The 23588-nt window shown below is 64.8% G+C and carries 31 protein-coding genes; 2 read left to right on the top strand and 29 right to left on the bottom strand.

Annotation, left to right across the window (positions count from 1 at the left end; all coding sequences use genetic code 11):
- Nucleotides 1-114: 114 nt before the first annotated feature.
- The 28 genes from D106_RS0103225 to D106_RS0103080 form a co-directional block, all read right to left on the bottom strand.
- A complete protein-coding gene (locus tag D106_RS0103225; RefSeq protein ID WP_017926587.1) occupies nucleotides 115-843 on the bottom strand; it encodes a hypothetical protein in 729 nt (242 codons plus the stop codon).
- Nucleotides 844-1411: 568 nt separating this feature from the next.
- Nucleotides 1412-1576, bottom strand: coding sequence for a hypothetical protein (locus D106_RS15175; protein WP_018878813.1), 165 nt, complete (start codon nucleotides 1574-1576; stop codon nucleotides 1412-1414).
- Between the two features lie 117 nt (nucleotides 1577-1693).
- Nucleotides 1694-3088: a DNA cytosine methyltransferase gene (locus D106_RS0103210; protein ID WP_018879188.1), complete on the bottom strand. Its 1395-nt coding sequence runs from the start codon at nucleotides 3086-3088 to the stop codon at nucleotides 1694-1696.
- 217 nt (nucleotides 3089-3305) lie between these two features.
- Nucleotides 3306-3566, bottom strand: a complete 261-nt coding sequence (locus D106_RS0103205) for a hypothetical protein (protein ID WP_018879187.1) — start codon at nucleotides 3564-3566, stop codon at nucleotides 3306-3308.
- Nucleotides 3567-3640: 74 nt separating this feature from the next.
- A complete protein-coding gene (locus tag D106_RS0103200) occupies nucleotides 3641-4063 on the bottom strand; it encodes an antirestriction protein (protein ID WP_018879186.1) in 423 nt (140 codons plus the stop codon).
- Nucleotides 4064-4212: 149 nt separating this feature from the next.
- Entirely contained in the window at nucleotides 4213-4416 is a 204-nt protein-coding gene (locus tag D106_RS0103195) for a hypothetical protein (protein WP_018879185.1), read from the bottom strand.
- Between the two features lie 12 nt (nucleotides 4417-4428).
- Complete coding sequence (locus D106_RS0103190) at nucleotides 4429-4764, bottom strand: hypothetical protein (protein WP_018878817.1); 336 nt, start codon at nucleotides 4762-4764, stop codon at nucleotides 4429-4431.
- Between the two features lie 224 nt (nucleotides 4765-4988).
- Complete coding sequence (locus D106_RS0103185) at nucleotides 4989-5930, bottom strand: ArdC family protein (protein ID WP_018879184.1); 942 nt, start codon at nucleotides 5928-5930, stop codon at nucleotides 4989-4991.
- Nucleotides 5931-6167: 237 nt separating this feature from the next.
- Nucleotides 6168-6362, bottom strand: coding sequence for a hypothetical protein (locus D106_RS0103180; RefSeq protein ID WP_018873964.1), 195 nt, complete (start codon nucleotides 6360-6362; stop codon nucleotides 6168-6170).
- 631 nt (nucleotides 6363-6993) lie between these two features.
- Entirely contained in the window at nucleotides 6994-7164 is a 171-nt protein-coding gene (locus D106_RS15170; protein ID WP_017941450.1) for a hypothetical protein, read from the bottom strand.
- A 131-nt stretch (nucleotides 7165-7295) separates the two neighbouring features.
- Entirely contained in the window at nucleotides 7296-7715 is a 420-nt protein-coding gene (locus tag D106_RS0103170; RefSeq protein WP_018879183.1) for an STY4534 family ICE replication protein, read from the bottom strand.
- Between the two features lie 323 nt (nucleotides 7716-8038).
- Nucleotides 8039-8227 carry a hypothetical protein gene (locus tag D106_RS0103155; RefSeq protein WP_018879180.1) on the bottom strand — a complete coding sequence of 63 codons (189 nt, stop codon included), beginning with the start codon at nucleotides 8225-8227 and terminating at the stop codon, nucleotides 8039-8041.
- Nucleotides 8228-8416: 189 nt separating this feature from the next.
- Nucleotides 8417-8653 (bottom strand): hypothetical protein, encoded by a 237-nt coding sequence (locus D106_RS0103150; protein ID WP_017926599.1) that lies wholly within the window; start codon nucleotides 8651-8653, stop codon nucleotides 8417-8419.
- A gap of 24 nt (nucleotides 8654-8677) precedes the next feature.
- A complete protein-coding gene (locus D106_RS0103145) occupies nucleotides 8678-10912 on the bottom strand; it encodes a DNA topoisomerase III (protein WP_081620051.1) in 2235 nt (744 codons plus the stop codon).
- A gap of 8 nt (nucleotides 10913-10920) precedes the next feature.
- Entirely contained in the window at nucleotides 10921-11433 is a 513-nt protein-coding gene (locus D106_RS0103140; protein WP_018879178.1) for a hypothetical protein, read from the bottom strand.
- Nucleotides 11430-11654, bottom strand: coding sequence for a hypothetical protein (locus tag D106_RS15365; protein WP_017926602.1), 225 nt, complete (start codon nucleotides 11652-11654; stop codon nucleotides 11430-11432). The genes D106_RS0103140 and D106_RS15365 overlap by 4 nt, the downstream gene beginning before the upstream one ends.
- A gap of 3 nt (nucleotides 11655-11657) precedes the next feature.
- Nucleotides 11658-11852: an acyltransferase gene (locus tag D106_RS14565; RefSeq protein WP_081619724.1), complete on the bottom strand. Its 195-nt coding sequence runs from the start codon at nucleotides 11850-11852 to the stop codon at nucleotides 11658-11660.
- Nucleotides 11845-12240, bottom strand: a complete 396-nt coding sequence (ssb, locus tag D106_RS0103130; RefSeq protein ID WP_018879177.1) for a single-stranded DNA-binding protein — start codon at nucleotides 12238-12240, stop codon at nucleotides 11845-11847. The genes D106_RS14565 and ssb overlap by 8 nt, the downstream gene beginning before the upstream one ends.
- Before the next feature lie 106 nt (nucleotides 12241-12346).
- On the bottom strand, nucleotides 12347-12793 hold the full coding sequence (locus tag D106_RS0103125; RefSeq protein ID WP_018879176.1) for a hypothetical protein: 447 nt from the start codon (nucleotides 12791-12793) through the stop codon (nucleotides 12347-12349).
- Entirely contained in the window at nucleotides 12783-13190 is a 408-nt protein-coding gene (locus tag D106_RS0103120) for a hypothetical protein (protein ID WP_018879175.1), read from the bottom strand. Before D106_RS0103120 ends, D106_RS0103125 begins: the two co-directional genes overlap by 11 nt.
- A 153-nt stretch (nucleotides 13191-13343) precedes the next feature.
- On the bottom strand, nucleotides 13344-14174 hold the full coding sequence (locus D106_RS0103115; RefSeq protein WP_018879174.1) for a PFL_4669 family integrating conjugative element protein: 831 nt from the start codon (nucleotides 14172-14174) through the stop codon (nucleotides 13344-13346).
- A 38-nt stretch (nucleotides 14175-14212) separates the two neighbouring features.
- The gene (locus tag D106_RS14560; protein ID WP_019584471.1) at nucleotides 14213-14524 is read right to left on the bottom strand and encodes a hypothetical protein; all 312 of its coding nucleotides are present in this window, start codon (nucleotides 14522-14524) and stop codon (nucleotides 14213-14215) included.
- Between the two features lie 164 nt (nucleotides 14525-14688).
- The gene (locus D106_RS0103110) at nucleotides 14689-15507 is read right to left on the bottom strand and encodes a PH domain-containing protein (RefSeq protein ID WP_018879173.1); all 819 of its coding nucleotides are present in this window, start codon (nucleotides 15505-15507) and stop codon (nucleotides 14689-14691) included.
- Nucleotides 15504-16832, bottom strand: a complete 1329-nt coding sequence (locus D106_RS0103105; protein WP_018879172.1) for an STY4528 family pathogenicity island replication protein — start codon at nucleotides 16830-16832, stop codon at nucleotides 15504-15506. Before D106_RS0103105 ends, D106_RS0103110 begins: the two co-directional genes overlap by 4 nt.
- Nucleotides 16829-17470, bottom strand: coding sequence for a DUF2857 domain-containing protein (locus tag D106_RS0103100; protein WP_018878662.1), 642 nt, complete (start codon nucleotides 17468-17470; stop codon nucleotides 16829-16831). Before D106_RS0103100 ends, D106_RS0103105 begins: the two co-directional genes overlap by 4 nt.
- Nucleotides 17471-17473: 3 nt before the next feature.
- Nucleotides 17474-19036: a ParB family protein gene (locus tag D106_RS0103095; protein WP_018879171.1), complete on the bottom strand. Its 1563-nt coding sequence runs from the start codon at nucleotides 19034-19036 to the stop codon at nucleotides 17474-17476.
- Nucleotides 19029-19874 (bottom strand): ParA family protein, encoded by an 846-nt coding sequence (locus D106_RS0103090; RefSeq protein ID WP_018879170.1) that lies wholly within the window; start codon nucleotides 19872-19874, stop codon nucleotides 19029-19031. Before D106_RS0103090 ends, D106_RS0103095 begins: the two co-directional genes overlap by 8 nt.
- Before the next feature lie 163 nt (nucleotides 19875-20037).
- Complete coding sequence (locus tag D106_RS0103080; protein WP_018879169.1) at nucleotides 20038-21324, bottom strand: DEAD/DEAH box helicase; 1287 nt, start codon at nucleotides 21322-21324, stop codon at nucleotides 20038-20040.
- A 114-nt stretch (nucleotides 21325-21438) separates the two neighbouring features.
- On the opposite strand from D106_RS0103080, the gene trxA reads away from it, so the two are divergent.
- Both trxA and rho read left to right on the top strand, forming a co-directional pair.
- On the top strand, nucleotides 21439-21765 hold the full coding sequence (gene trxA / locus D106_RS0103075; protein ID WP_018867682.1) for a thioredoxin TrxA: 327 nt from the start codon (nucleotides 21439-21441) through the stop codon (nucleotides 21763-21765).
- Nucleotides 21766-21954: 189 nt separating this feature from the next.
- The gene (rho, locus tag D106_RS0103070) at nucleotides 21955-23214 is read left to right on the top strand and encodes a transcription termination factor Rho (protein ID WP_018867683.1); all 1260 of its coding nucleotides are present in this window, start codon (nucleotides 21955-21957) and stop codon (nucleotides 23212-23214) included.
- A 103-nt stretch (nucleotides 23215-23317) separates the two neighbouring features.
- Here rho and D106_RS14180 read toward each other — a convergent pair.
- Nucleotides 23318-23588 (bottom strand): transposase (locus D106_RS14180; protein WP_018879168.1); only part of this gene is annotated, 271 nt, incomplete at its 5' end.

Here is a 23588-nt window from a genome sequence, read left to right as displayed (position 1 = left end):
TAAAGCCGCCATGCCCCAGGGCCGCGCGCGACCCTGGGGAATGACGGCCCGAAGGCCGTCAGGGTAGATGCTGCGAACAACATTCGATGCTCGCGGCTCATGGCAATGTGACCACTAGGCCACTTCGAGCTGGTCATGCGGATCCATGGACACGACGATTTGGGCGTTCTCCCATCCGTCCGGCCAGTGATCGGCCATGCCGTTTTGCCGGTAGTCCTCGCCGAACGCATCGGAGAAAAAGCCCCAGCAGGAATCCACCTCGACCCCGTTCTCATAGACGACGTATCCGTACACCTCGCCCTGCAGGTATTGGTCGTAAGTGGCGACCTCGGCCTCCAGGATCGAGCGGATTCGCGCCTCCCGTCTCGGGCTCAGACGCTTCCACCCGAACGCGCGGCGGGCGTCTTCGCGGGTCACGTAGATCCACCCGACCTGACCGCTATCCCATGGACAGCTGAATGGTCGGGTGGACATCGTGACCCCCGAGTGGTCATAGAGGTAAAGCGGCACCATGATCATGTATCGATCGAGGATCGCATCCACCTTCTCTTGTTGGAACTGGATCACCTGTTGGCTGTGCTCGTGCAGCCGCTTCTCCAGGCGAGGCTCGGTGGAGTCCAGACGGTCCCACAGTCGGTCGGCGAAACGCTCGACCTGATCTTCAATGGAGGGGTTGAACTCGCATGCCACCTGCAGCGCCCACTCGCGGGGGCTGTCTGCCGGCTGTTCGTCTCCCAGTTCATAGCGGCTGTGCCAGCACACCATGTTACCGAGGAGGTTGTCGCAGTCTTCGCGTGGGTTGAAGGGGTCCGTGTCGGGGACGATGTGAATCAGCATGGACATGGTCAGTCTCCTGCATGGAGGGGACAGACCGCCCCCACGGGGAGCGGTGTCCCCGTGGTGGGTTGAGAGCCGTCAGGCCGCGCGGGCGGACGAGACGGATAGGAGCCGAATGGATCCGTTGGGTTGAATACCGATGCGGTATCGAGTGCCAGAGCGACACAGCTCGAATCGTCCCCGGGAAATCGGTTTCAGATCGGCAATGCGCGCATGAGCAATCGTTTTGATCAGCATAGGTCTATCTCCTGCATGGAGGGGACAGACCGCCCCCACGGGGGACGGTGTCCCCGTGGTGGGTGAAGTGAATGGATCGACCGGCGAGCCGGCGCACCCCTGCCCGATCCGGGGGTGCTTTCAGGGGCCTGATACGCTCAGGCGGGCGGTAAAGCCGTCATTCCCCAGGGCCGCGCGCGACCCTCGGGAATGACGCCACCCCGCGCCAGTGGCGGGAGTGGCGGTTGGTCAATGGCGCCGACGGTTTTGCCGGCGGGCGATCAGGTAGGCGCCGATCATCACGATCCCGATCAGTGCCAGCCCAATGAACACGCCGAAGTCTTCCATAAGCATCATCTTAGCTCTCCCGGCAGCCCACGAGCCAGAGGATCAGGCCCAGGACCACGGTGCTGAGTCCTCCTGCGGTGAATCCGCGGTCGATGAACAGAGTCAGGATCCCGGCAACAGCCAGCAGTATTCCAGCCTGCCGCAGGCCTTCCTGGATTCGTGCGAGATTGAACATGGTCAGTCTCCTACATGGAGGGGACTGACCGCCCCCACGGGGAGCGGTGTCCCCGTGGGGGGTGAAAGCGTGCTCGCCCAGCAGATCGCTGGGTGAGCACGGACGGAGCGACAAGGGTTATGCCGCGACGGACTGATGTGGCTGCATCGAGTCCCGCAAGGCTGCCAGCGCACGCCCGAGGTGCATTCCGACGGCTTCAAATGCGGCGTACACCACAGACTGACCCAGGATTTCATGCGCGCGCGTGGCGGAGAGCCCTTCGATCAGGGACTCGGGAACCGCTTTTACGCGTGCATGCTCCTTCGGCGTCAGCAACCGCGTGAGTGCCGGGTCGCTCGGATGTCGAATGAACGGCTCGGTGGACCGCGCCTTGGCGTACCCGCGCCCGATGGTCCCAAGGCTTTCCTCGGATCCATCGAGGAGCTGCCGCCGAAAGCCTTTACCGGCGGCCTTGTCGCGGACCTCCTTCTCGGCCAGGTAGCTGTAGGCCTTCCAGGCAGGATCGTCAGGGTCGATGTCCTCCAGGATGTCCCGGATACACGACTCACGATCCCGAACGGCACGCAGCCCGTCGAACGCGAAGGGCACCTCCGGGTTGGTTGCAATCATGCAGAACCGATTGCGCCGCTCCATCGAGCCCAGCTCAAATCCGTCGAGAACCGTCTCGTGCAGCTCGTAATCGAGGCTGCTCAAGATGGACCGGATCACCGTCATGCTGGTCGTGGTGCCGTACTGAGGCACGTTCTCCAGCAGGATCACACTCGGCCGCAAGGTCTGAATCGCCGCGAGGAACGCGACGAACAACGGACCAGCGGTTTCGTGCTCCTCGGCTTTCGCCAAGCGGTTTTTCGCTCGACCCGAGAGGGAGGCCCCTGTGCAGGGAAGCCCCGCCGCGAGGATGTCGATGGCCGGTAGCTTGCGCCATTCAACGTCCTGCATTGGGGCCTCGATGGCAATGGAATCCGACTTCCAGATCGGATTGTTCGCCAGCGATGCCTCCAGGTAGTCACCGTCCGACTCGTTGGCAAAGGCCAGCTCGACGGGGACACCGGCGGCGGCCAGGCCTCGATGGAGCGCGTGGTCCAGAATGCCGCCACCATGGGCCAGAGACGCCATGCGTAGCGGCTCGCCTTGATTCAGGCGTTGTAGAAGCCGTTTCGAGCGTTCAGCCGTTGCTCGATCGTGATGGTGGACCCGGATCTCGATCGAGCCAGGACGGATAACGACGCGGACCCGTTTCGCTTCGCCAAAAGCGGTCACCAGTGTTTCGCCCGACACGTCGATAACGGGCAATTCCTGGTCGCCGCGTTTGCGACGGGACACCCTCCGATCACCCGTTGGGGTGAATCGAAGGGTGAGGCCGTCATGCGAGCCCTTCACGTTATCGAGACTTGTAAGCTCGAAATGCTGGCCGGGACTGATTCCGGCCCGGGCCAGGCGGCGGCCTTCCAGCCATAGCCGCTTGGTCCCCTTGCGTTCGCCCAGGGTCGTGTAAATCACTGTCGTTGCCATAGGTCTATCTCCTGCATGGAGGGGACAGACCGCCCCCACGGGGAGCGGTGTCCCCGTGGTGGGTAAAAGATATGGACCGACCGGCTTGGTGCCGACGCACCCCTGCCCGATCCGGGGGTGCTTTCAGGGGCCTGATACGCTCAGGCGGGCGGTAAAGCCGTCATTCCCCAGGGCCGCGCGCGACCCTCGGGAATGACGCCCCCGAAGGGGCGTGTGGTCAAGCGGCTTGCTTGCCGGTCGCAACCGCCAAAGCCAGCGATTCGATCGGCTCGATTTCGGCGAGAAACGCCAGGTGTTCGAGTGCCTGAGCACGCAGGGCACCGGGCGACGTGTCCATCGGCTCCAGGGCGTGCGAGTTGAGCAGGAATACGCCCGGGCCATGGCACACCATGATCCGGGTCGCGTCCGAGCCAAGGGCGTACAGCCCTCGGTCCATGGGGACCAGGTCCCCAAGAATGGAGTGATGTTGAGATTCCACGGTCAGTCTCCTGTATAGAGGGGCGACCGCCCCCAAAGGGGCCGTCGCCCTTTTGGGGAATGGAATGCCGTTGGCTAGTCGATCGCGCGAAGGATCTCGCCGGACTCGTCGTGGTCCAGCGCGTAATCCCTCAACCAGTGGTACAGGTTGACGTGCCGATCTTCGCGAAAGCGCCAGGCCATCGCGTTGAAGGCAAACAGGCAGGCAATGATGCCCGCCGCATCCGGACTCAATTCGCCCTCGTAGCCGTTACCGGGCACCACGATCCGCAGGTTCCGTTCCTGTTCGGGTGCCATGTAGAAACCACCGTTGGAAAGTTCGTAGAACTCCCAAAAGCCGCCCTTGTAGGCTTCCGCCAGGGTTCCCAGCGAATCGAAGACGCTATTTTCAAATGCCAGGGCATGTGCCCCGAGATACCTCGGCAGGATCTGGATCCGTTCGAGTTCGGGGACGCGGTGGCGGTGAATCGCAAGATCCGTCTCAGTGCAAAACGTCATGGTCTATCTCCTGCATGGAGGGGACAGACCGCCCCCACGGGGAGCGGTGTCCCCGTAGTGGGTGAAGTGAATGGATCGACCGGCGAGCCGGCGCACCCCTGCCCGATCCGGGCGTGCTTTCAGGGGCCTGATACGCTCAGGCGGGCGTTCTAGGGATGGGCCCGCTGTGTCCAGGCACCCGTATTCAGAGCCTCCGTGGTTGCCTCCTCCGTGGCGAAATACTCCAGGGATTCGCGCGACAACGGAGTCCCGTCCAGGGGGTCCGCCGTACCGACATACCAACCCTTGGCGGATGCCATGGGCTGGAGTTCGACATGGTGGCCGAAGTATTCAAAAGCGATCTTCCCGTACATCCTCGCCTCCTGTTATCCGTACCGGATCCGGTGGAACACCTGGAGTTCTTCCTCCACGGAAAACCCCTTGAGGTGGTAACTCCGGATCTCCTGATCCCCGGTCTCGAAATCGATCTCGGGTTCAGTGGAGAACCACAGGTCGATGCCGGTTGGGGGATCACTGGAGGGGTGAACAGCTCCCTTGCGATTGAGGAACGCCACGGCCGCTTCGACCGCCGACCGGTCCTCGGGATCTTCGGGGTCCATTCGGACGCCCTCGGAATCGATCCATCCCCGCTGGGAGGGTTCGCCAAGTTCCAGATCGACGGGCTTCCATCGCTCGAACGTGATCTTGATACGCGCAGTCATGGTCTGTCTCCGAATGGAGGGGACAGACCGCCCCCACGGGGGACGGTGTCCCCGTGGTGGGTGAAGTGAATGGATCGACCGGCGAAGCCGGCGCACCCCTGCCCGATCCGGGGGTGCTTTCAGGGGCCTGATACGCTCAGGCGGGCGGTAAAGCCGTCATTCCCCAGGGCCGCACGCGGCCTTCGGGAATGACGGCCCGAAGGCCGTCAAGGTTGAGAGTGGATTCATCCGGTAGCTTCGGACTGTGCCTCGGCCTCCGGCCGCAGGTGTTCAGCGGCTTTCCGGGCTTGGCTTGCGGCCCGGAAAATGGCCCGCTTGTCCTCCTTGAGCTTCCGGACCCAGGAGCCGATGTAGCCCTCGTGGCGAAGATCCCCCTGGATACCGATCTCGGCACACAGGAAGGCTGCGCCCAACTCGGCGACCAGCTCCTCGAACGCATAGCGTTCGGACCCGAAGTGATCAAACTCCACGATCCCCTCGCGCGCGAGGCGGGACTCGTGCCCCGTCCAGTGCGTGAGTTCGTGGAGCGCCGTGGCGTAATAACCGGCCTCTTCCCGAAACGACGTCTTCGGGGGCAACTGGATGTAATCCAGCTCGGGCGAATAGAACGCCCGGTCGCCTCCATGTCGGATCAGAGCCCCGGAGGACTCCAGCACCGAGTCCGCCGCCTCGATGGGCGTGAAGCTCGGTTCCAGAGCATCCCCGGTGGGACCCACGCGATACCGATCCTCCAGATCATCGATCTGGTCCACGTTGAAGAGCTTGAAGGCCCGAAGGATCGGCACGGTTTTCATCACCGGCTCGCCCTTCTCGTCCGTCACCGGCTTGCCATCGCGGTCGGTCTTCTGCCGCTGGATTGGCTTGAAGAACACGGCCAGCGTGCTTTTCTCGCCCTTGCGTACCGAACCGCCGACGTTCGACGCCTGCTTGAAGGTCATCCACCGACTGGTGGAATACCCGTGGGCCACCTCCTGCATCCACAGGAGCATGACGTTGACCCCGTGATAGGGGCGATTGGTCGCGGCATTGACCGGCATTCCGCTCGCCAGTGCCGCCTTGTCGCCATCCCAGGGTTTGACCCAGGGCACGACTCCGTTTTCCAGGGCCGTGATGATCTGATCGGTCACTTCCTGGTACAGGTCCTTGGAGGCTTCTTTCTTGGACATGGTCTGTCTCCTGTGCATGAAAATTGGGGACAGACCGATCCCCGTGGGATCCGACTGCCCCACGGGGGTTGAAATGGTATGTTGACCGTTCGTACCCGAGCAGCGAGGCGCCGGTGATGAAGGTCATTGATGGTCAACGTTCCACCCTGGAACAGGCGCTGACGCGCGCCTTGTTCAGAGGCGAAACCGAGCGGTTCGAGCAGATCAACGATCAACTCAAACCACGCGCGGTGAAGCTCAGTGCGATTGCGACTTCAGATCGAGACGTGCCAGCAGCTCCTCGTCGATCAGACGAAGCGCAAGATTGATGTCGGCACGGCCCTCCCGAGTGCTCACCTGAGCGTTCAATGCTTGCTGACGCCGCTCCAGGATCTCCTGTTCGGTCGCCGCTTCCAGCCAGGCGATAAACGCCTTGATGGTTTCCTTGTCCATCGATGCTCTCCTGTCTGTGAACGGAGAGCGCCCCACCGGGGAGTGCTCTCCCCATGGTGGGTGAAGTGAATGGATCGACCGGCGAAGCCGGCGCACCCCTGCCCGATCCGGGGGTGCTTTCAGGGGCCTGATACGCTCAGGCGGGCGGTAAAGCCGTCATTCCCCAGGATCGCCCGCGACCCTCGGGAATGACGCCCCGAAACACAGCCGAACCCCAGGACAATGTCCCGGGGTTCGACGCGCTACAGCGGTCAGCAGGGTGCTTCAAGGCACCAGTGACGCGGAGGTGGAGTTACCACCCGAGCCGGGCGGCGTTTGTTGATGTCGGGCTGAGTGAACCGAAGGTCCACGCGTTCGCCCGCGCGCTTGAATGCCATGCCTTCGTGTTTCCGGCTGATGTGAAGTCCTCGCATGAGTCTGTCTCCGAGTGTTGGGGACAGACCGCCCCCACGGGGGACGGTGTCCCCGTGGTGGGTGAAGGAAATGGATCGACCGGCAGTGCCGGCACCCTTCTTCCCGATCCGGAAGGGTTTTAAGGGGCCTGATACGCTCAGGCGGGCGGTAAAGCCGTCATTCCCCAGGGCCGCACGCGACCCTCGGGAATGGCGCCCCCGAGGGGGCGCCGGCTCGATCAACCGATCCGCATTTGCAGATGGTCCAGATCGGACGTGGACAGCTGTTCCAGATCGGAATCCGTAATCGGCTCCAGGGTGCGGGTATCCAGTACCTGGAAACCGCACTTGAGGGCCTCGGAAACCGAGTCGAGCGAACGAAAGAGCTTGGTGATGGTGCGAGCTTTCATGGGGCTTCTCCGTCAGTTGTGGGACACCCCGATCCCCCCTGTCGTGGCAAGGGGGATCGGTGGTGCCCCACGACGGAGACACCCCGTTGCCAGGGGGTGAGAGGATCCCCCTGGCGAACGGTCTGCCGGATTCAGGCGGCGGAGCTTTCCGGTTCCTGAGTCGAGTCCGCCGATGCGGTGTGGACGGTTTCGCCGTCCACCTTGACCCAGGCGACCCGGAGCAGCCGAGCCTTCAACGAAACGCCGGTCTGGCCGGCCTTCTCGCCTTTCTGGTACTCGAACAGATCCGGGTACAGATCACCCAGCTTGAATCCGATGAGGACCTTGCGATCTTCATCGACGTAAGACTTGGCCGCCTTGATCAGACGCTCGGCTTCCTGGCCGCTTACGCGGCAATCAAACCGGGTCTTGTCCGGGGCGTCGGCGGACCCATGCAGCGCGACGATGTCGCACGCATAGAACGACGCGCCCTTCTTGGGGCTCACCTCGCGCACCCGATTCAGGTAGCCAAGGCCGGTGATGTGCAGATCGAAGTATTTGCTCTCAGACATGGTGTTTCTCCTATCAGTGATGAATCCGGAGAAACCATGCCCGTCCGGGGATTGGTTTCCCCGGGAGGGTGAAGGTAGCGTGAGGCGCTACTTTTTCTTGCTGCGACTGCTGCGAAGTTCCTGACGCCAGATCCAGACGTTCAGGGCGAGGAAGAAGACTCCAATGACCGTAGCCATGATGCCAACTGGGCCAATGTCGAACATTACTCTCCCCCTTCGAGCGGTGAGTTACCGTTTCTTGCGCCGTTCCTGACGCCAGCCAATGACGTTCAAGACGACGAAGACGACAAAAATAAGAGTGGCGATCAGCGCGAACGGCTCCATCACGACTCCTCCTCGTTGTGGATGTTTCCGATGACCAGGAGTGACACCCCGAGCGTGATCACGTAGAGCACGCTGATCAACGGCACCGCCTCCAGGAACAGCGCAATAACGCTCGCGACGATCATGCCGACGCCCATCTTGCGCGAATCTTCCTTGACGGTCTTGAGATTGACAAAGGGTCTTTTCACAAAGGCGCCTCCTTCGAGAATAGCCGAAAGAGACGCGCCCAACCGGGGGGAGGCTCTCCCCGGCGTGGGTGAATGGAATACAGCAGGACCGACTGGCTGGGCCAGCGCACCGCTACCCGGTCCGGGCGGTGCTTTCAGGGACCACGATGCGCTCGTGGCGGGCGGTAAAGCCGTGTAATGGCTCTAGTTTTAGCCTTCCCAATAATCGTCTGTCAATTCATGCGGGTCGAGTGGCCGCTCGATCTGGCGCAGTTCCCGCACATCGGCCTCCACCCATGCGTGGTCCCGCTCCCGGTAGAGCAGGCGCTGCATCGGGGCGTCGTCCGGAATATCCAGGACTTCGCAGATCCCGTGTTCCGGGTGTTCCACCGTGGCGCCGGAAGCGCAGTGATCGCGGCGCTCGATGGGGAAGCGGATGATCGCCATGGGCTCTCCTGTTGTCTGGCGCAGTCAGTCGAACTGCAGCTGCACCTTGCCTTCCGATAGTTTCGCACCGGCATCAAAGGTTTTGCCAGTCCGCTTGCTCTTGAGACCCTTGAGCTGTACCCGATCCCCCGCGAACAGCGTGAGCGCCTGGGCCTCGGTCAGCTTCTTGCCACTGACCTGCTTCCAGACGATGGCGTTGCACGCCTCGCACTGCCAGGCCTTGGGTGACTCCTTGATGTTGCCCTGCTGGGCGCAGCCGCACTGCCCGACCGGCCCCTGTTTCGGGGCCTTGCCGGGTTTCCCGCCCTGGTCGGGCAGGGTGGTTGTGCAGTCCGGGTAGCGGGTACAGCCCCAAAACGCCCCGGACCCGCCCTTGCGCCGCCGCATGGGGGCCGAGCAGGTCGGACAGGCGTTCTGGGCCTGCGCCTCGACCTGAACCGCATCGGCGCCCTGCTGTTGAACGTGCTGCACCAGCCGCTTGACCCATTCGGCCTGCCGCTGCAGGAACCCATCGATCTCGCCTTCTCCGTTGGCGATCTGGTCCAGAGCCTGTTCCCACAGGGCCGTGGTGGACGGGTCCTTCACCGGATCCGGCAGCGCATCGATCAGCGACCGGGCGGCGGCCGTGGACGTGAGCTTCTTCTTTTGCTCCTCCAGGTAACCGCGATCCATGAGGGTCTGGATGATCCCGGCGCGGGTGGCCTCCGTGCCGATGCCCGTGTTCTCTTTCAGGACGCGCCGCAGCCGCTCGTCCGCGATGGTGCGGGCGATGTTCTTCATGGCGGCCAGCAGCGTGCCCTGGGTAAAGCGTTCCGGCGGGGTGGTTTCCTTGTCGCGGATCTGCGCGCCGGCCAGGGAGACAGGGTCGCCCTTCTGCACGCTGGGAAGCGCCTGGGCGCTTTCGTTGCGCTCCTCGGCCGAGGCGTCCGTCTGGATCAGCACGCGCCAGCCGCTTCGGCGGTTCACCCGCCCCTGCGCACGGAACGTCTCGCCTTCGGCCGCGACTTCCAGCCGCGTCTGGTCGTACTCGTAGGCCGGGTAGAACTGCGCGATGAAGCGGCGCCGGATCAGGTCGTAGACCGCCTGTTCCCGCGACGACATGGCATGGACATCCGCAGCGGCGGTGGTCGGGATGATGGCGTGGTGCGCCGTGATCTTCGCATCGTTCCAGCAGCGCCCCTGCACGGAAGCATCCGCGCCTTCAACCAGGTGTTCGATGGTCGAGTCGCTCTGCATCAGTCCCTGCAGGACGTCGCGTGCCTCGCCGTGCTGGCTGACGGGCAGGTAGCGGCAGTCGGTCCGGGGATAGGAGGTGGCTTTGTGCTTCTCGTACAACGACTGTGCGGTATCGAGGACCTCCTGCGCCCCCATCCCCAGCCGTTTCGATGCCTCCTGTTGCAGCGTCGAGAGATCGTAGGGCAGCGGCGCGTTCTCGCGCTTGCGCTCGGTCTGCGCCAGGGTCACGGTGCCTTGCACCCCCTGTACACGCTGCGCCACAGAGGCGGCCGCCTGTTGACTGGTACAGCGGCCTTCGGCGTCACTCACTCCCTCGGGTGGCACCCATCGGGCCTCCCAGGAGCCATTCGTGTGGCCGCAGCGGACCGATACCTCGTAGTACGGCACGGGCTTGAACTGCTCGATCGCGCGGTCCCGATCGACCACGAGCTTGAGGGTGGGCGTCTGGACACGCCCCACGGACAGAACGCCGTCATAGCCTCGGGCCCGAGCCGCGAGGGTGTAGGCCCGTGTGAGGTTCATGCCCACGAGCCAGTCGGCACGGGCGCGCGCCACGCCGGCGCGGTACAGGGGATAGGTCTGATCCCCCGGGAGCAGGTTGGCGAGGGCCTTGCGCACGCTGGTCTCGTCCAGGGCAGCGAGCCAGAGGCGCTGGACGGGGCCCCGGTAGCCGCACAGCTCCAGGACCTCACGCGCGATCGTCTCGCCTTCCCGATCCGCGTCGGTGGCGACGACCACTTCGGAGGCCTGTTTCAGCAGGGACCGGATGCTGGAAAAGTGGCCCTTCACCTTGGGTCGCACGTTCATCCGCCACTGGTCCGGCAGGATGGGAAGCGTCTCCACGCGCCACTGCTTGAGCGCCGGGTCATAGTCTTGTGGCGGGGCCATTTCCAGCAGGTGCCCGAAGCACCAGGTGACTGTCACCCCATCCCCGCGAATACACGCATTTTCCTTGCGCGATACACCCAATACCCGCGCAATATCGCGGGCTTGGGAGGGCTTTTCCGCAAGAAACAGTCGCACGACCGGATTTACTCGACCGTGGAGCGCACTTTCGCGCGGAAGCGGTCCATGAACGCGTCCGTGGCCGGGAAGCCGTCTACGCTGTCCGTGCCCTCGTAATACTCCACGGCGATGTGACTGCCGCTGCCCTCCCGGGAAATATCCATCTGGACTACGCCGGCGTGACCGAGGATTTCGCGGTAGTCCCGCACGGAGTAGAAGGATCCGGGGTTTTCATGGAAATGGTAGGCGTCCGAGGCTTCCAGCCACGGCTGTCCGGCGGGATTGGTGCGCTGTTCCAGCGGCAGATACCCGAACTCGCGGCGGATGCGGTTGAAGGCGGTATCAACGTCGGTCGCGGTGGTGACCTCGAAGTTGAGGACCTCGTTCGCGTACTGCTGTTGGCCGCCGCCCTGGTTGTTGGACCCAGCCGTGGAGCTGCTGGAGGTCGTCGGGCGCGTCTCCTCAATCACGATGCAGCCGGACAGGGCCGCGATAGCGGCACCGGCGAGGAGGGTGCGGGTGATCGTTCCGTTCGTCATGGAGTGTCTCCTTCTTCCTTGGTTGGGTCATCGGCGGCTACGCGCGATGCGATCGTGGGTTCTGGCTTCGTGGGTACGCGGGTGACCGCGGCCCATTGCCCTCTGCGCCAGTCGGCGCTTTCGTCGGCCTCCTTCCCGGCCGCCTGGTCGCTGTGCGCCTCAAAGCGGGTCGTGGCGACCACGCGACCGAGTTCCACCAGTTGGGCTTGATACAAGGGCATGGCTCAGCGGACCTCGTCCGGGTGCGTCCACTCGCCGCACCAGTGGATCGCCTTCGTAAGGGGGAACGGTCCGTCGCTCTCGCCTATGGGCTGCAGCAGTCCCGGAGGGTGGCGCCGGCAGGAGCCCTCATTGGTGCCCAGACGGTGCCAGTAGATGCAGGCATCGCAGCGCGCACGGGCGAATGGGGTCTCAGGCATCCGTCCCTCCCGCGCGCTCGTCACGTTGCCGGAACGTCACGTCCTCGACGCGCGCAAGGTCCAGATCGACGGCGGACGCGCGGACTTCGAGGCGGGATCGCTCCTCGCCGGTCTCACGGTCACTCCATGTGGACTCGAACAGCTCTCCCTCGACGTGTACCCGAGCGCCCTTCGGCAGCAGGCGCGCGGCCTGTTCGGCACGGGGGCCCCACAGGGCCACGTCCAGCCAGAACCCGCCCTTATCTTCAAAGCCGCCGTTGCCATCGGGCTTCGGACGATCAAAGAAGATCCGGAGGTTGGTGACGGGGGTGGACTCGCCGCCGCGTTCGGCATGACGAAGCGTGGGTGCCGCGCCCAGATTGCCGCGACCGGAAAAGCTGTTGGACATGGATCTGCACCAGACATGGGTTCGATGCCAGCGTGCGCGGTGCCCAGGATGGAAGCTAGGCGAAATCCAGAAGGGGGTTGGGGTGGTTTTGACCGAACGCCGTGGTTCAACGGCGGGAGAAGGCCCAGGTGCTCTCGTAGATGGGGCCGGACGGTGCCATGGCGCCGTACTCCAGCCAGCGCGCATGAAGTCGAGTGCCCGGCACCAATAGCTCGGCACCTTCGGTCACAGCCTGGAGCGCCACTGTGCCATCCGCAAAAGCGCGGGTGCATCCTTTAGGATCGTTGCCACGCGTGCCATCCGCGTGGAGGACCCTCTCCAGATTCAACGTCACATATTCGTCGGCCTGCACCAGTACCGTCACGTCGAAATGGCATTCCGACCAGTGCGAGGCACCGGCCAACGTGATGCTCGCCAATAACAGGAAAGACAGCCCAATACCCACCAGGGGTTTAGAGAAAGCCGTCGTCATGCTGCCGATCGTCCGCCGCACCGCTCGCGCGGATTTTCGGATGCCCTCCAGGCGTTCGCGTTCGACGTAATCATCCTCCATGACGGCTGCCTCCGCGCCACTGGTCTTCCAACGCGTTGAGTGCCTCAATCTGTGCCACCAGGTCCTTGAGGCGTAGCCGTTCATAGTTCCTTGTGCGATGTTCAAACGTCAGCATCCGTCCCCTACGCTCGATCTTCAGCCACGCCAGACGCGTCCGCAGGGGCACACCCTCGCGGGAAAGTGCCTCCTGCAGCATGTCCGACGTAAACATCAGCCAGGACTGGCCGATGCCGTCGAATCCACGTAGACGCCACCGGAACACGGACCCGCCTTCCCGCCGGGAGCGATGGATCGCGGGATGTGCGACCCAGGGCCGCTGGTACGTGTTCTTGAACTCCTGCACCAGCTGGTCCATCTGATCATCGATCTGCCGTAGCTCGGTTTCGAGAACCTGCATTCGCTTACGTGCGTCAGCGAGTTTCATGTATCCCTCTCCAGTGGCCCCGCGCCCCCCTTACCCTTAAAGGGCCCTTTAGGGCATAACTACATGGCAGGCCTTCGGTTATAACTACTCTCCGTGCATCTGAGCCTGGCGATCCATCAAGGTCCATCACGTTCCGGTTTCCTGAGCCACGGGCGAGTCGTAGGACTCGGCGCGCTCGCCTGCAGGGGCATCAGTTTCATCGTCGTCCTCGTCGTCATAAAGCCCCGGGGGCGGCTCGCTGCGCGCCTTCGGGTCCCGAATGTCGGGTGCCACCGGCGCCCGCAGTTTCCCCTCCAGGACTTCCTTCGGCGGCATGCCGAGGTTCTCGATCGCCTGTCGGGCTTTCGCTGTGCCAGCGGCCACGTCGTCCCGGGTCACGCCCTGATACTGGAATCCCTGCGGAGCGTTGAACGCACTGCGGACCAGTCGGCCACCCTGATACAGCATCCTCTCGCTCTCGTCCCGGCCCATGAGCCCGACGTGGCGTGCGGTCAGGATGGCGCGTGCGGTTCGATCGAAGTCGGCGACCAGGTAGGCCCCCATGAAACCGTAGGGGTTCGAGAACTCCAATGGGACGGTGCACGGGCTTTGGCTCTGAGCCACGTCGATCTCGATTCCGGGCATCGAGGCCAGGAGTCGCTCGGTCTGTTCCCGGAGGGCATTGATGCCCTCGCGGTTCTCCGTGAGGGATTCATAGGTCTGGAGCAGTTTCCAATCCGCCCACGGATCATCCAGGGCGGCGGCTCGCCAGATCCGCCGCATCGTGGTCGCGAAGCGCACGAGTCCGATGATGGGTGCCTTCTTGTCGGTGGCTCCGCGTCCGTGTACCAGCCGCTGCGCCTGGCGCGTCTGGATCTCCATCGCGGCGGACCCGCGCAGGCCTCCGGGTGATGAACTGGCGGTACGCCAGTCCACGATGGGGTCGGCCTCGTTGGGCATGGGTTTCGTGTCGGCCATGGTCGCCTCCTAATGTCGTGAGTGCCGGGAGATCCCGGTCAGCGTGTTCTATCACCGCCCTCGGATTCCTGGCAGGCCAAATCCCAAATGGTCTGCCAGGGGGCTTCCGGGCGGTGATGATAAAGATCGGAACCTTCCATAAAGAGCCTGATGGCCGTGAGCGCGGACGCCTGGAGATCCGGATCGAGTCCTCGTAGATCGGACAGGTCGAGCGGCCATTCCGGCGCGTTGTAGCAGGCGAGCACCACGCGACGAACGGAGCGCGATTGTCCGCTGCGACCCAATGCGACGAGCAGCAGTCGATCCAGGGCCTGATCTGCGTCTACTGTGGCAATCCTCGGCACGGGCATTCCCCTCTGGTCTGGCTCAGGGTGGAACGGGGTTCCACCCCCTCTGGTCTGGCTCAGGGTGGAACGGGGTTCCACCCCCTCTGGTCTGGCTCAGGGTGGAACGGGGTTCCACCCCCTCTGGTCTGGCTCAGGGTGGAACGGGGTTCCACCCCCTCTGGTCTGGCTCAGCGCTCCCAAACCGCGTCCACGCGCCGCTGGATCTCCTCCTTCACCTCCAGGGGGCGTCGGATCCCGTGCAGCCGGATCTCGCCGGTCTCGCCGCCGCCCGCCGAGGACACCCGGACCTCGCCGATTCCGATCAGGCGATCGATGACCCCCTGTTCCAGGGTCGGGATCCGCGCATTGGCATAGCGCATCGTGCGGCGATGGCGCGCGATGATCCCGGTCTGCACCGTGACGCGATCCGGTTCGAGGGTGAATCGGTAGTAGTAGATCGCGAACACGATCCGGAACGCGGTGAGCACCATCCAGATCCCGAGGACCATCGACAGTGCTGCCTGCACGATGGGCAACTCGCCGATACCCGGGATGGTCATGCGCCACTCGGCAATGCTCGCACCTACTGGATCGGGCAACTGCCCCAGCCAAGCCACGATCTCCGGCGTCCAGGCCAGTACGGCGAGGAGCAGCACAAACTTGAGCACCGTGGGCCATACGCTGCGCAACGCCGGGCGCAAGGTATAGGTCGGCACCTCGGCGTCCGCATTGGCGGACTGGTCTCGGGGTGGCTCCCCGTCCGACGCCGGGCGGTGTTCCCGTGCGGCCTGTCGCAGTGACTCGCTTGGTTTCTCGTCGTCCGGCGGCCGAGGCGGGGGCTCGGGTGGTGAATCGGGATCGACCCGGGCTACGCCGTAGCCCGCGTGCTGGTCGCCCCAATGCACTTCGACCAACTCGTACCGCTGGTCGGTCTCGCGATTCAGCGCATCCCGGACTACCCGAGCCCGGCCGTGACTGAACGGCATGTCGTGTTCATCGAGGATCATGCCCCTGACTCCTTGGGTCGGTGGGTGCTGCGACTACGAGCCTTCTCCAATCGCTGCACCAGTTCGTTGTTCGCGTCGGGCTCGACCGTGACCACCTGCGCCTCGGCCTGCTGGACGCTTGCCTGATCGATCCGGCGTTCGCGCTCCGCCTGCTCGGCCTTGCGTCGCCGTCGTTCGGCCGCGTCCACGGCGTAGCTCGGCAGGAACTCGCCGCTGCGCGCCCGCTTGGCGACGGCACTCAGGTAGCGCAAGGGGTTGCGGATCGGATCCGTCTGAGCGCGATCCCGGATGGCACCGGCGACCTCGTCCAGGACCTGCTGGGCCTGGTCGGCGGGTAATCCCTGCAGGCATCGCTCAGCCAGCTTGCGGTGATCGGCGCCGAAGCTCTCGGGATAGTGCAGCTCAGCGGCGGCCTCCTCGCTGTCGCGCGCGCCCGGTGGTTCCAATACCTCAGAGGTAGGTTTTGTAGTAGTAGGTTTATATAAACTACTACTACCCCCGCGCGCGCGAGCCGAGTTAAGATTCTTAACTTGGTACGAAGTTTCTGTTTTTGAAGGATTTTCGTCGGGCGGGTCCACCGAGTTAAGATTCTTTACTCGGTGATCGGCGACCGAGTTAAGATTCTTTACTTGGCTCTCACCCGAGTTAGCCTCCTTAACTTGGGCACCGCAGGCCCGTCCCGAGGGGCTCGCGGCGGCTCGCACGGCCGGGTCGGCGCTCAGGGTGGCGAGGCGGCGCTCAAAGCGACCCCCGGTGTCCACGGGATCGGTGAGGTCGCGGTCGGCATCGAGGCGATGCTGGATCGTGGACAGCACCTGCTGCGCAGTCTCGCGCACCCGTCGATGGCCGTGATCGGTCAGGCTCTCCAGATAGGTGATGTACTCCGGATCGAGGTACATCGCCTCGGTGACGGATACCGCCTCGTCGTGGATCGCGTAGACGCTCCCCCGGTATCGGCCCTGACCGTCGCGGACGCGATCGCACAGCGAGATCCATCGAGTGATGCGCAGCATGGCGATGGCGGCGGCGATGGTGGGCCGGGACCCGAGGCCGGCGCGGCCGAACTCGTCATACGACGGGAATCCGGCGGGGGCCTTGGGATCCGAGGTCGCTTGGATCACCATCCAGGCGAGCTTGTCAGTCGGCCCCAGCTCGTCCGCGAATAGCAGCGCCCGGGGGTGGGAGTCATGCCAGTTCCCGAAATACAGGACTGCGCCTTCCTCCTCGCCGGCGGGGTCCGGCGGTCGATCCCGTAGCTGTCGCGCGGCGTCCTCCAGGTACGCCTTGAGTCCTCGGATGCGGGGTGTGATTTCCGCTGCACTCACGACGAGCCCCCGGCGGAATAGAGGTGGGTCCCGAACTGGTGATGCACCAGGTCCACCACGGGTTGCGTCGTCTTGGCCGGCGGATACGTTGGGGCCCGATCGGTGAGTGTTTGCTGACACTCCGCGACGAGGCGGTAAACCGCAGCGGCCGAGGTTTTCGTGCTTCGCGCGACGTGGAGATAGCGATCCGGATCGGGTAGGTCCTTCGGGGCGGCCCGCCATGCGTCCCACATCGCCTGAGCCTGTTCGGGCGAGGGGGAGCGCGGCCGACCGGGCTGCGAGGGCAGCCCGAGCACTCGCCGACGTCGGGCCACATCCGTTGTCGTCATGCCGAATAGCGCCTCCATCATCCGGGCGTCGGCCTGGTGCCGCAGCAGCTCGTCCTGAACCTGCCGGGACTGGACCTCGCCCCGCGCTCGTTCGATCAGCTGATCGAACCGATCGGCGTCGATCTGCAGATCAATGAACAGATGCCCGAGCCGCGAAATCTCGACCAGCTCGTCGAACGTCATGTCGGCGAGCGTCGAGGCTTGGTCCGGTGTGAGGCCCAATACGCTGAGGGCGTTCATGTCGGCGTCCTGCAGCCTGGACATGGCGTAGCGCAGGACATGGAGGGTGAGATCCGCTGTGCTGCTCATGGCTCAGCCCTCCCACGGATCGAGATCGTCCGCGTCGGCCTGGTGCTGCAGGTCGCGGCAGGCCTGGACGAGGGCGACGAAGTCGGCGAAATCGGGCTCGCGAAGGCACGAACTGACCATCCAGCCCAGCGCGCGCCAGGGTGGCTCGGGGATGTGCCGCGCGATGACCTCCTCCTCGTCGCCTCGGTGAATCGCTGAGGCCAGGCGATGGGTGGGGGCGGTCTGCAGGACGCGGTCCGGGTGCAGGCCGATCTGCGACCAGCTGAACAGCAGCCACCAGGTCCAGAGGCGGTAGTCGTTCTCCACCCCGTTCATCCTGGCCGCCGCCTCCTCGACCGTCTCGCTCGGCAGGTCGATGAAGTAGCCATAGCCGATGTCTACGGGCTGGATCTGATCGGCGTAGTGGTAGCGGGTGGCGATCTGCCGGGCCAACGTGTAGATCCGATCCCGTAGCTCCGCCACGGTTGGCGCGGGTCCGGGCGTGGGCGCGGGCTCAGTCGGTGCCGTGACCGGTGGGGCGGCAGGGGGCGGGTCACCTTCACCGGCTTCACCACCGGTAGCGGCACCGGAACGCTCGGGGTTCGCTCCGGGCACCCCGTCAGGTGGGGCATCCTGGACGGGCGGTGTCGGTTGGCCCATTGCGCCGGGATCGGCGTCCGAGGGCATGTCGGATGGGTCCGTCGTTCCCTCGGGGTCCTGCGTCGGCGGCGTATCGAGCTCCATGCGCACGGTGCGCAGATCGAGGGACAGATCCTCGGCCAGACGTCGCTCCAGCTCCTGCCGCGCGGCGCCGGGGTCCCAATCGGGCGCATCGGTAACGGCGAGCGACTCCTCGAACACCATGTCCACCGCATCCTGGGTGTGTCCATGGGACTCGCCGACGGCATGGGCCGAACGGTGGAGCTTGCGGAGTTTCTCGACTCCGTCGTTGCCGAGCCCGCCGTAGAGGGCCTGTGGGATGCACGGCAGTAGAGTCGTCGCGGCGTAGGAGAACCTTCTCAATAGCGTCCGAGAGGCCGTATAGCCGATCTCCTGTAGCCGCCGCTGGAGTTCGCTGCGGCTCAGGCTCTCGCCGACTTCCGCCTCGAACATTTCGCGGAGACGATCGACCGCGAGTGCGCGATCGATCAGCGACATCGTGCCGCGCATTTCGTTCTCGATCAGGTGCGCGCCCAGCACATCCTGGTCCGAGGTCCAGGGATGATAGAGGACATGCACCTGGCGATAGGCCTCGTCGCCGGTCTCCTCATAGAGTTCCTTGAGGATCTGCAGCCGCGTGTTCCCGCCGGCGCGCACCATATAGAGGTCGTCGTCCGGTCGCCGCGTGACCTCGATGGCGTTGTTAAGACGCTTCTGCGCCCGGATGGATGCCTTGATTTCGTCGTACTGCGGGTTGCGTTGCCGCCGAGGGTTGCCGTCATACGGCCGGATCCGGTCGATCTCCAGCACCATCTGCGTGACGGTCAGGGGATCTCCGGGCGGCAGCTCCTGCGCCGCCGAATCACCGAAATGGCCGACGGTCAGGCGGCTGCGCAGCTCCTCGGAACTCAGCTGTTTCTTAGCCATGTTGCGCCCCTCCCCGGATCAGGTGAGGCAGAAGCTCCTCGGTGAGGCGGCGCATGGTCTCGGCGCCGGACAGGGTGGGGCCTTGCCGGTGGGGCTCCCACCGATGGACGGGCACCTGCTGGGTGGCCGCCTCGCGGTAGGCCACGGCGGAGGGGATGTACGTATCGAGGATGGTGATCTGGCCGCGACTTTCACCGGTGGCCTCGCGCCGGAGTTCGTCCGCGATCGCGCGGCCGTCTCCGGTTCGGTCTACCCGATAGAGGAGGCCGCGCAGCGGACCGACCGGTGCGCCCATGGCCGCCATCGGTCGCAGCCGATCAAGCATCGACACGGTCCCGCGCGCGAACTCGCGGGCGGAGAGGATTTCCGGGGGGATAGGGGAGAGCAGGAAGTCTGCCGCCAGGACGGCGGCATCCTGCAGGGGGCCGACAGCCCCCTGGGTATCCAGCAGGACGACGTCATAGAGGTCGTCGTAATCCGCGAGGATGTGTTTGAGTCGCACGCGGCCGTCCGGCGTGTGCAGGATCCATTGCTGCAGCCGACCCTGGGGATCGTTGGACAGCACAATGTCGAGGGCCCCGTCGTGCTCGCCGTCGAGCGGGATGTCAATCGGAGTGACGGTGCCGTCGGTGTCCCCGTTGGTAATGAGTTCCGTGAGCCCCCCGGCGGCGATCAGGGCCGGGTCCACCGGGAAGTAGCTGGACAGGGTGGGCTGGATGTCGGCGTCGATCAGCAGGACCTTGTAGCCGAGGTCCGCGAGGTAGGCGCCGAGGTTGGCCGTGACGGTGGTCTTGCCGACACCGCCCTTGGTGCTGGTCGTCGTGATTCGGACTGTCATAATGGTGCCCCTTGGTACTGGTGTGTTTACCAGTCCTCACGGGTCACCTGACGTAACGCCCTTTATTGTTTGGTCACCGGCACCGATTCGTAATCGATAGGTCGGAGGTTCGACTCCTCTCGCCGGCACCATTTTCCCCTGCGCCCGGTGCGGCGCGTCTGCGTCAGTTTCGGCCGCCGCGCTGCGGGCGCCCGCCGCCGGAGCGCGGGCCACCCCGGCCACCTCCGCGCCGATCGTCGCGCGGCTTGCGCGGACGCGGCTTCGGTTTCACGGCATCCTGGAACAGCCGCTCGGGGTCGACGCTCGCGGTGGGGATGCGCTCGCCCAGATAGCTCTCGATGTCCGGCAGGTAGAAGGCCGAGTCCTCGCAGCCGAAGCTGATCGCGTCGCCCTCGGCGCCGGCGCGGGCCGTGCGCCCGATGCGGTGCACGTAATCCTCGCCGGACTGCGGCAGGTCAAAGTTGAAGACGTGACTGACCGCGGGGATGTGCAGCCCGCGCGCGGCGACATCGGTCGCCACCAGAAAGCGGTACTCTCCGGTGGCGAACTGTTCCAGCAGGGTCTGGCGCTTGCGCTGCGGCACGTCCCCCGACAGCAGCGCGGCCTTCTGCGCGTTCGCATTCAGCCAGTCGCAGACCTTCTCGGCGCCATGCTTGGTGTTCACGAACACGATCGCGCGCTCGGGCTCCAGGTCACGCGCGAGCCCCAGCAGCAGCGGGATCTTCTCGTCGTTGGCCGGGTAGTAGATCACCTGGCGCACGCGGTCCGCGGTCAGGGTCTCGGCCTCGACCTGGACCTTCTCCGGGTTGTTCATGTGCTCGAAGGCCAGCTCCATCACGCGGTAGGACAGCGTGGCCGAGAACAGCATGGACAGGCGCTCGCCGGGGGGTGCGCAGCGGCGCATCAGGAAGCGCACATCCTTGATAAAGCCGAGATCGAACATGCGGTCGGCCTCGTCCAGCACCACCACTTCGGTGTACTTGAGGCCGAAGACCTTCTGCTTGAAGTAGTCGATGATGCGCCCCGGTGTCCCGATCAGGATGTCCGCCCCGGCCTCGAGCTGCTCGCGCTGCGTGTCATAGCCGGTGCCGCCGTAGGCCAGGGCCAGCTTCAGCCCCGTCTCCGCGCCCAGCGACTCGGCATCCTTGTGGATCTGGATGGCCAGTTCGCGGGTCGGCGCCAGGATCAGGGCGCGCACGTCCGTGGGGCGGCGGTTCGGCGAGGGCGCCTGGCGCAGCAGCCGGTTGAAGGTCGCGATCAGGAAGGCCGCGGTCTTGCCGGTCCCGGTCTGCGCCTGGCCGGCGACGTCGCGCCCGGCCAGGGCGATCGGCAATGTCTGCGCCTGGATCGGGGTGCAGGTCTCGAAACCGGTGGCGCGGATGCCCGCCTGGACGGGTTCGGGCAGATCGAGCTGGTCGAAGCGGGGCGTGTCCTGGGCGGTTTCGGTCATCGGGTTCCTCGGGTGCTGCCTGTTACTTGAACTGTCCGGCGCTGATCGTCGATAGTAAGGCCGAGCAGCCGGCGGTGCGGGCTGTTCCCCCAACCCAAGTCATGAGGGCTCGGAGTGAGCGACAAAATTGTTTACACATCGGACGCCGGTTTCGACGAGGACGTCCTGAAGGCCGACCAGCCCGTCCTGGTGGACTACTGGGCCGAGTGGTGCGGTCCCTGCAAGATGATCGCGCCCATTCTGGACGAAATCGCCGAAGAATACGCCGGCAAGGTCAAGGTCGCCAAGCTGAACATCGACGAGAACCCGTCCACGCCGCCGAAGTTTGGCATCCGCGGGATCCCGACGCTCATGCTGTTCAAGGGCGGCGATGTCGAGGCCACCAAGGTCGGTGCCCTGTCCAAGTCGCAGCTGACCGCGTTCCTGGACCAGCACCTGTAATATCCGCGCCTGGCGGTCCGCCGCCAGGCCCAGCAGGCGCATGGCTTCGCCGGGCTTGCCCCGCGCCGCCGCCTCGCTTACCATCGAACGAGTTCGAGTGGCCGCCAGGCCATTCCCTGCCTCCTTCCAGTCAATCCGTGCGGCCACCCCCGGTCGCCGATCATCCACGTTGAATACAGCACCCCACGCATGAATCTGACCGAATTGAAGCGGATGTCCGCTGCCGATCTCGTGGCCTTCGCCGAAGAAAAGGGCATCGAGAACATGTCCCGCGCGCGCAAGCAGGAGATCATCTTTGCCCTGCTCAAGGCCCACGCCAAGAGCGGCGAGGCCATCTACGGCGACGGCGTCCTCGAGATCCTCTCGGACGGCTTCGGCTTTCTGCGCAGCGCCGACAGCTCCTACCAGGCCGGCCCGGACGACGTCTACGTCTCGCCCAGCCAGATCCGCCGCTTCGGCCTGCGCACCGGGGACACCATCTCTGGCAAGATCCGCCCGCCCAAGGACAACGAACGCTACTTCGCACTGCTGAAGGTCTCGGAGATCAACTTCGAGCCGCCGGAGAACGCCAAGCACAAGGTGCTGTTCGAGAACCTGACCCCCCTGCATGCCAACGAGCGCATGCGCATGGAGCGCGGCAACGGTTCCACCGAGGACATCACCGCCCGCGTGATCGACATCGTCGCGCCGTTCGGCAAGGGCCAGCGCGGCCTGATCGTCTCCCCGCCCAAGGCGGGCAAGACGCTGATGCTGCAGAACATCGCGCAGAGCATCGCCGCGAACTACCCCGAGTGCTACCTGATCGTGCTGCTGATCGACGAGCGCCCGGAGGAGGTCACCGAGATGGACCGCATGGTCCAGGGCGAGGTCGTCTCCTCCACCTTCGACGAGCCGGCCCAGCGCCATGTGCAGGTCGCCGAGATGGTGATCGAGAAGGCCAAGCGGCTGGTCGAGCACAAGCGCGACGTCGTCATTCTGCTGGACTCCATCACCCGCCTGGCGCGCGCCTACAACACCGTGGCGCCGAGCTCCGGCAAGGTGCTGACCGGCGGCGTGGACGCCAACGCCCTGCATCGCCCGAAGCGCTTCTTCGGCGCCGCGCGCAACGTGGAAGAGGGCGGCAGCCTGACCATCCTCGCCACCGCGCTGGTGGATACTGGCTCCAAGATGGACGAAGTGATCTACGAGGAGTTCAAGGGCACCGGCAACATGGAGGTGCACCTGGAACGCCGCATCGCCGAGAAGCGCATCTACCCGGCGATCAACGTGAACCGCTCCGGCACCCGCCGCGAGGAACTGCTGACCGCCCCGGACGAGCTGCAAAAGCTCTGGATCCTGCGCAAGTTCCTGCACGGCATGGACGACATCGAGGCCATGGAATTCCTGCTCGGCCGCATGCAGTCGTCCAAGACCAATTCCGAATTCTTCGACCAGATGAAGCGCAGCTGACCCGTCGTCCCCGTTGGTTGACTGCACCACAGAGGGCACGGAGAACACGGAGAAAGGAAGGCCGCACCGATAGCAGAGTGCGGCACACCAAGACGTTACCTGATTAGCAACGAGAGTCAGCTAGTCGCAGGAGCCGCTCGGGCACGGGCCGGCAGTGCGCGGCGGCGACCAGCAGTCGCGCCGGCAACGTCGCCAGATCAAAGCGTCGGTTGAAGCGGTAGGCGAATGCCGCGAGGTAACGGGCCGCGTACTTGGCGAACGCAAATGCATGGTAGCTCCCGCTCAGGCTGGTCTTGAGGTTGCCGAGCACGGTGTTGATCCATTGGAATTCGGGAAGATCCTGGGGTTTGCGCCCGGCCACGACCGTCGGCTGG

The sequence above is a fragment of the Thioalkalivibrio sp. ALE9 genome (assembly GCF_000377445.1).
In the GTDB taxonomy this organism is placed as follows: Bacteria; Pseudomonadota; Gammaproteobacteria; order Ectothiorhodospirales; family Ectothiorhodospiraceae; genus Thioalkalivibrio.
This window is presented reverse-complemented; position numbering and strand designations above follow the sequence as displayed.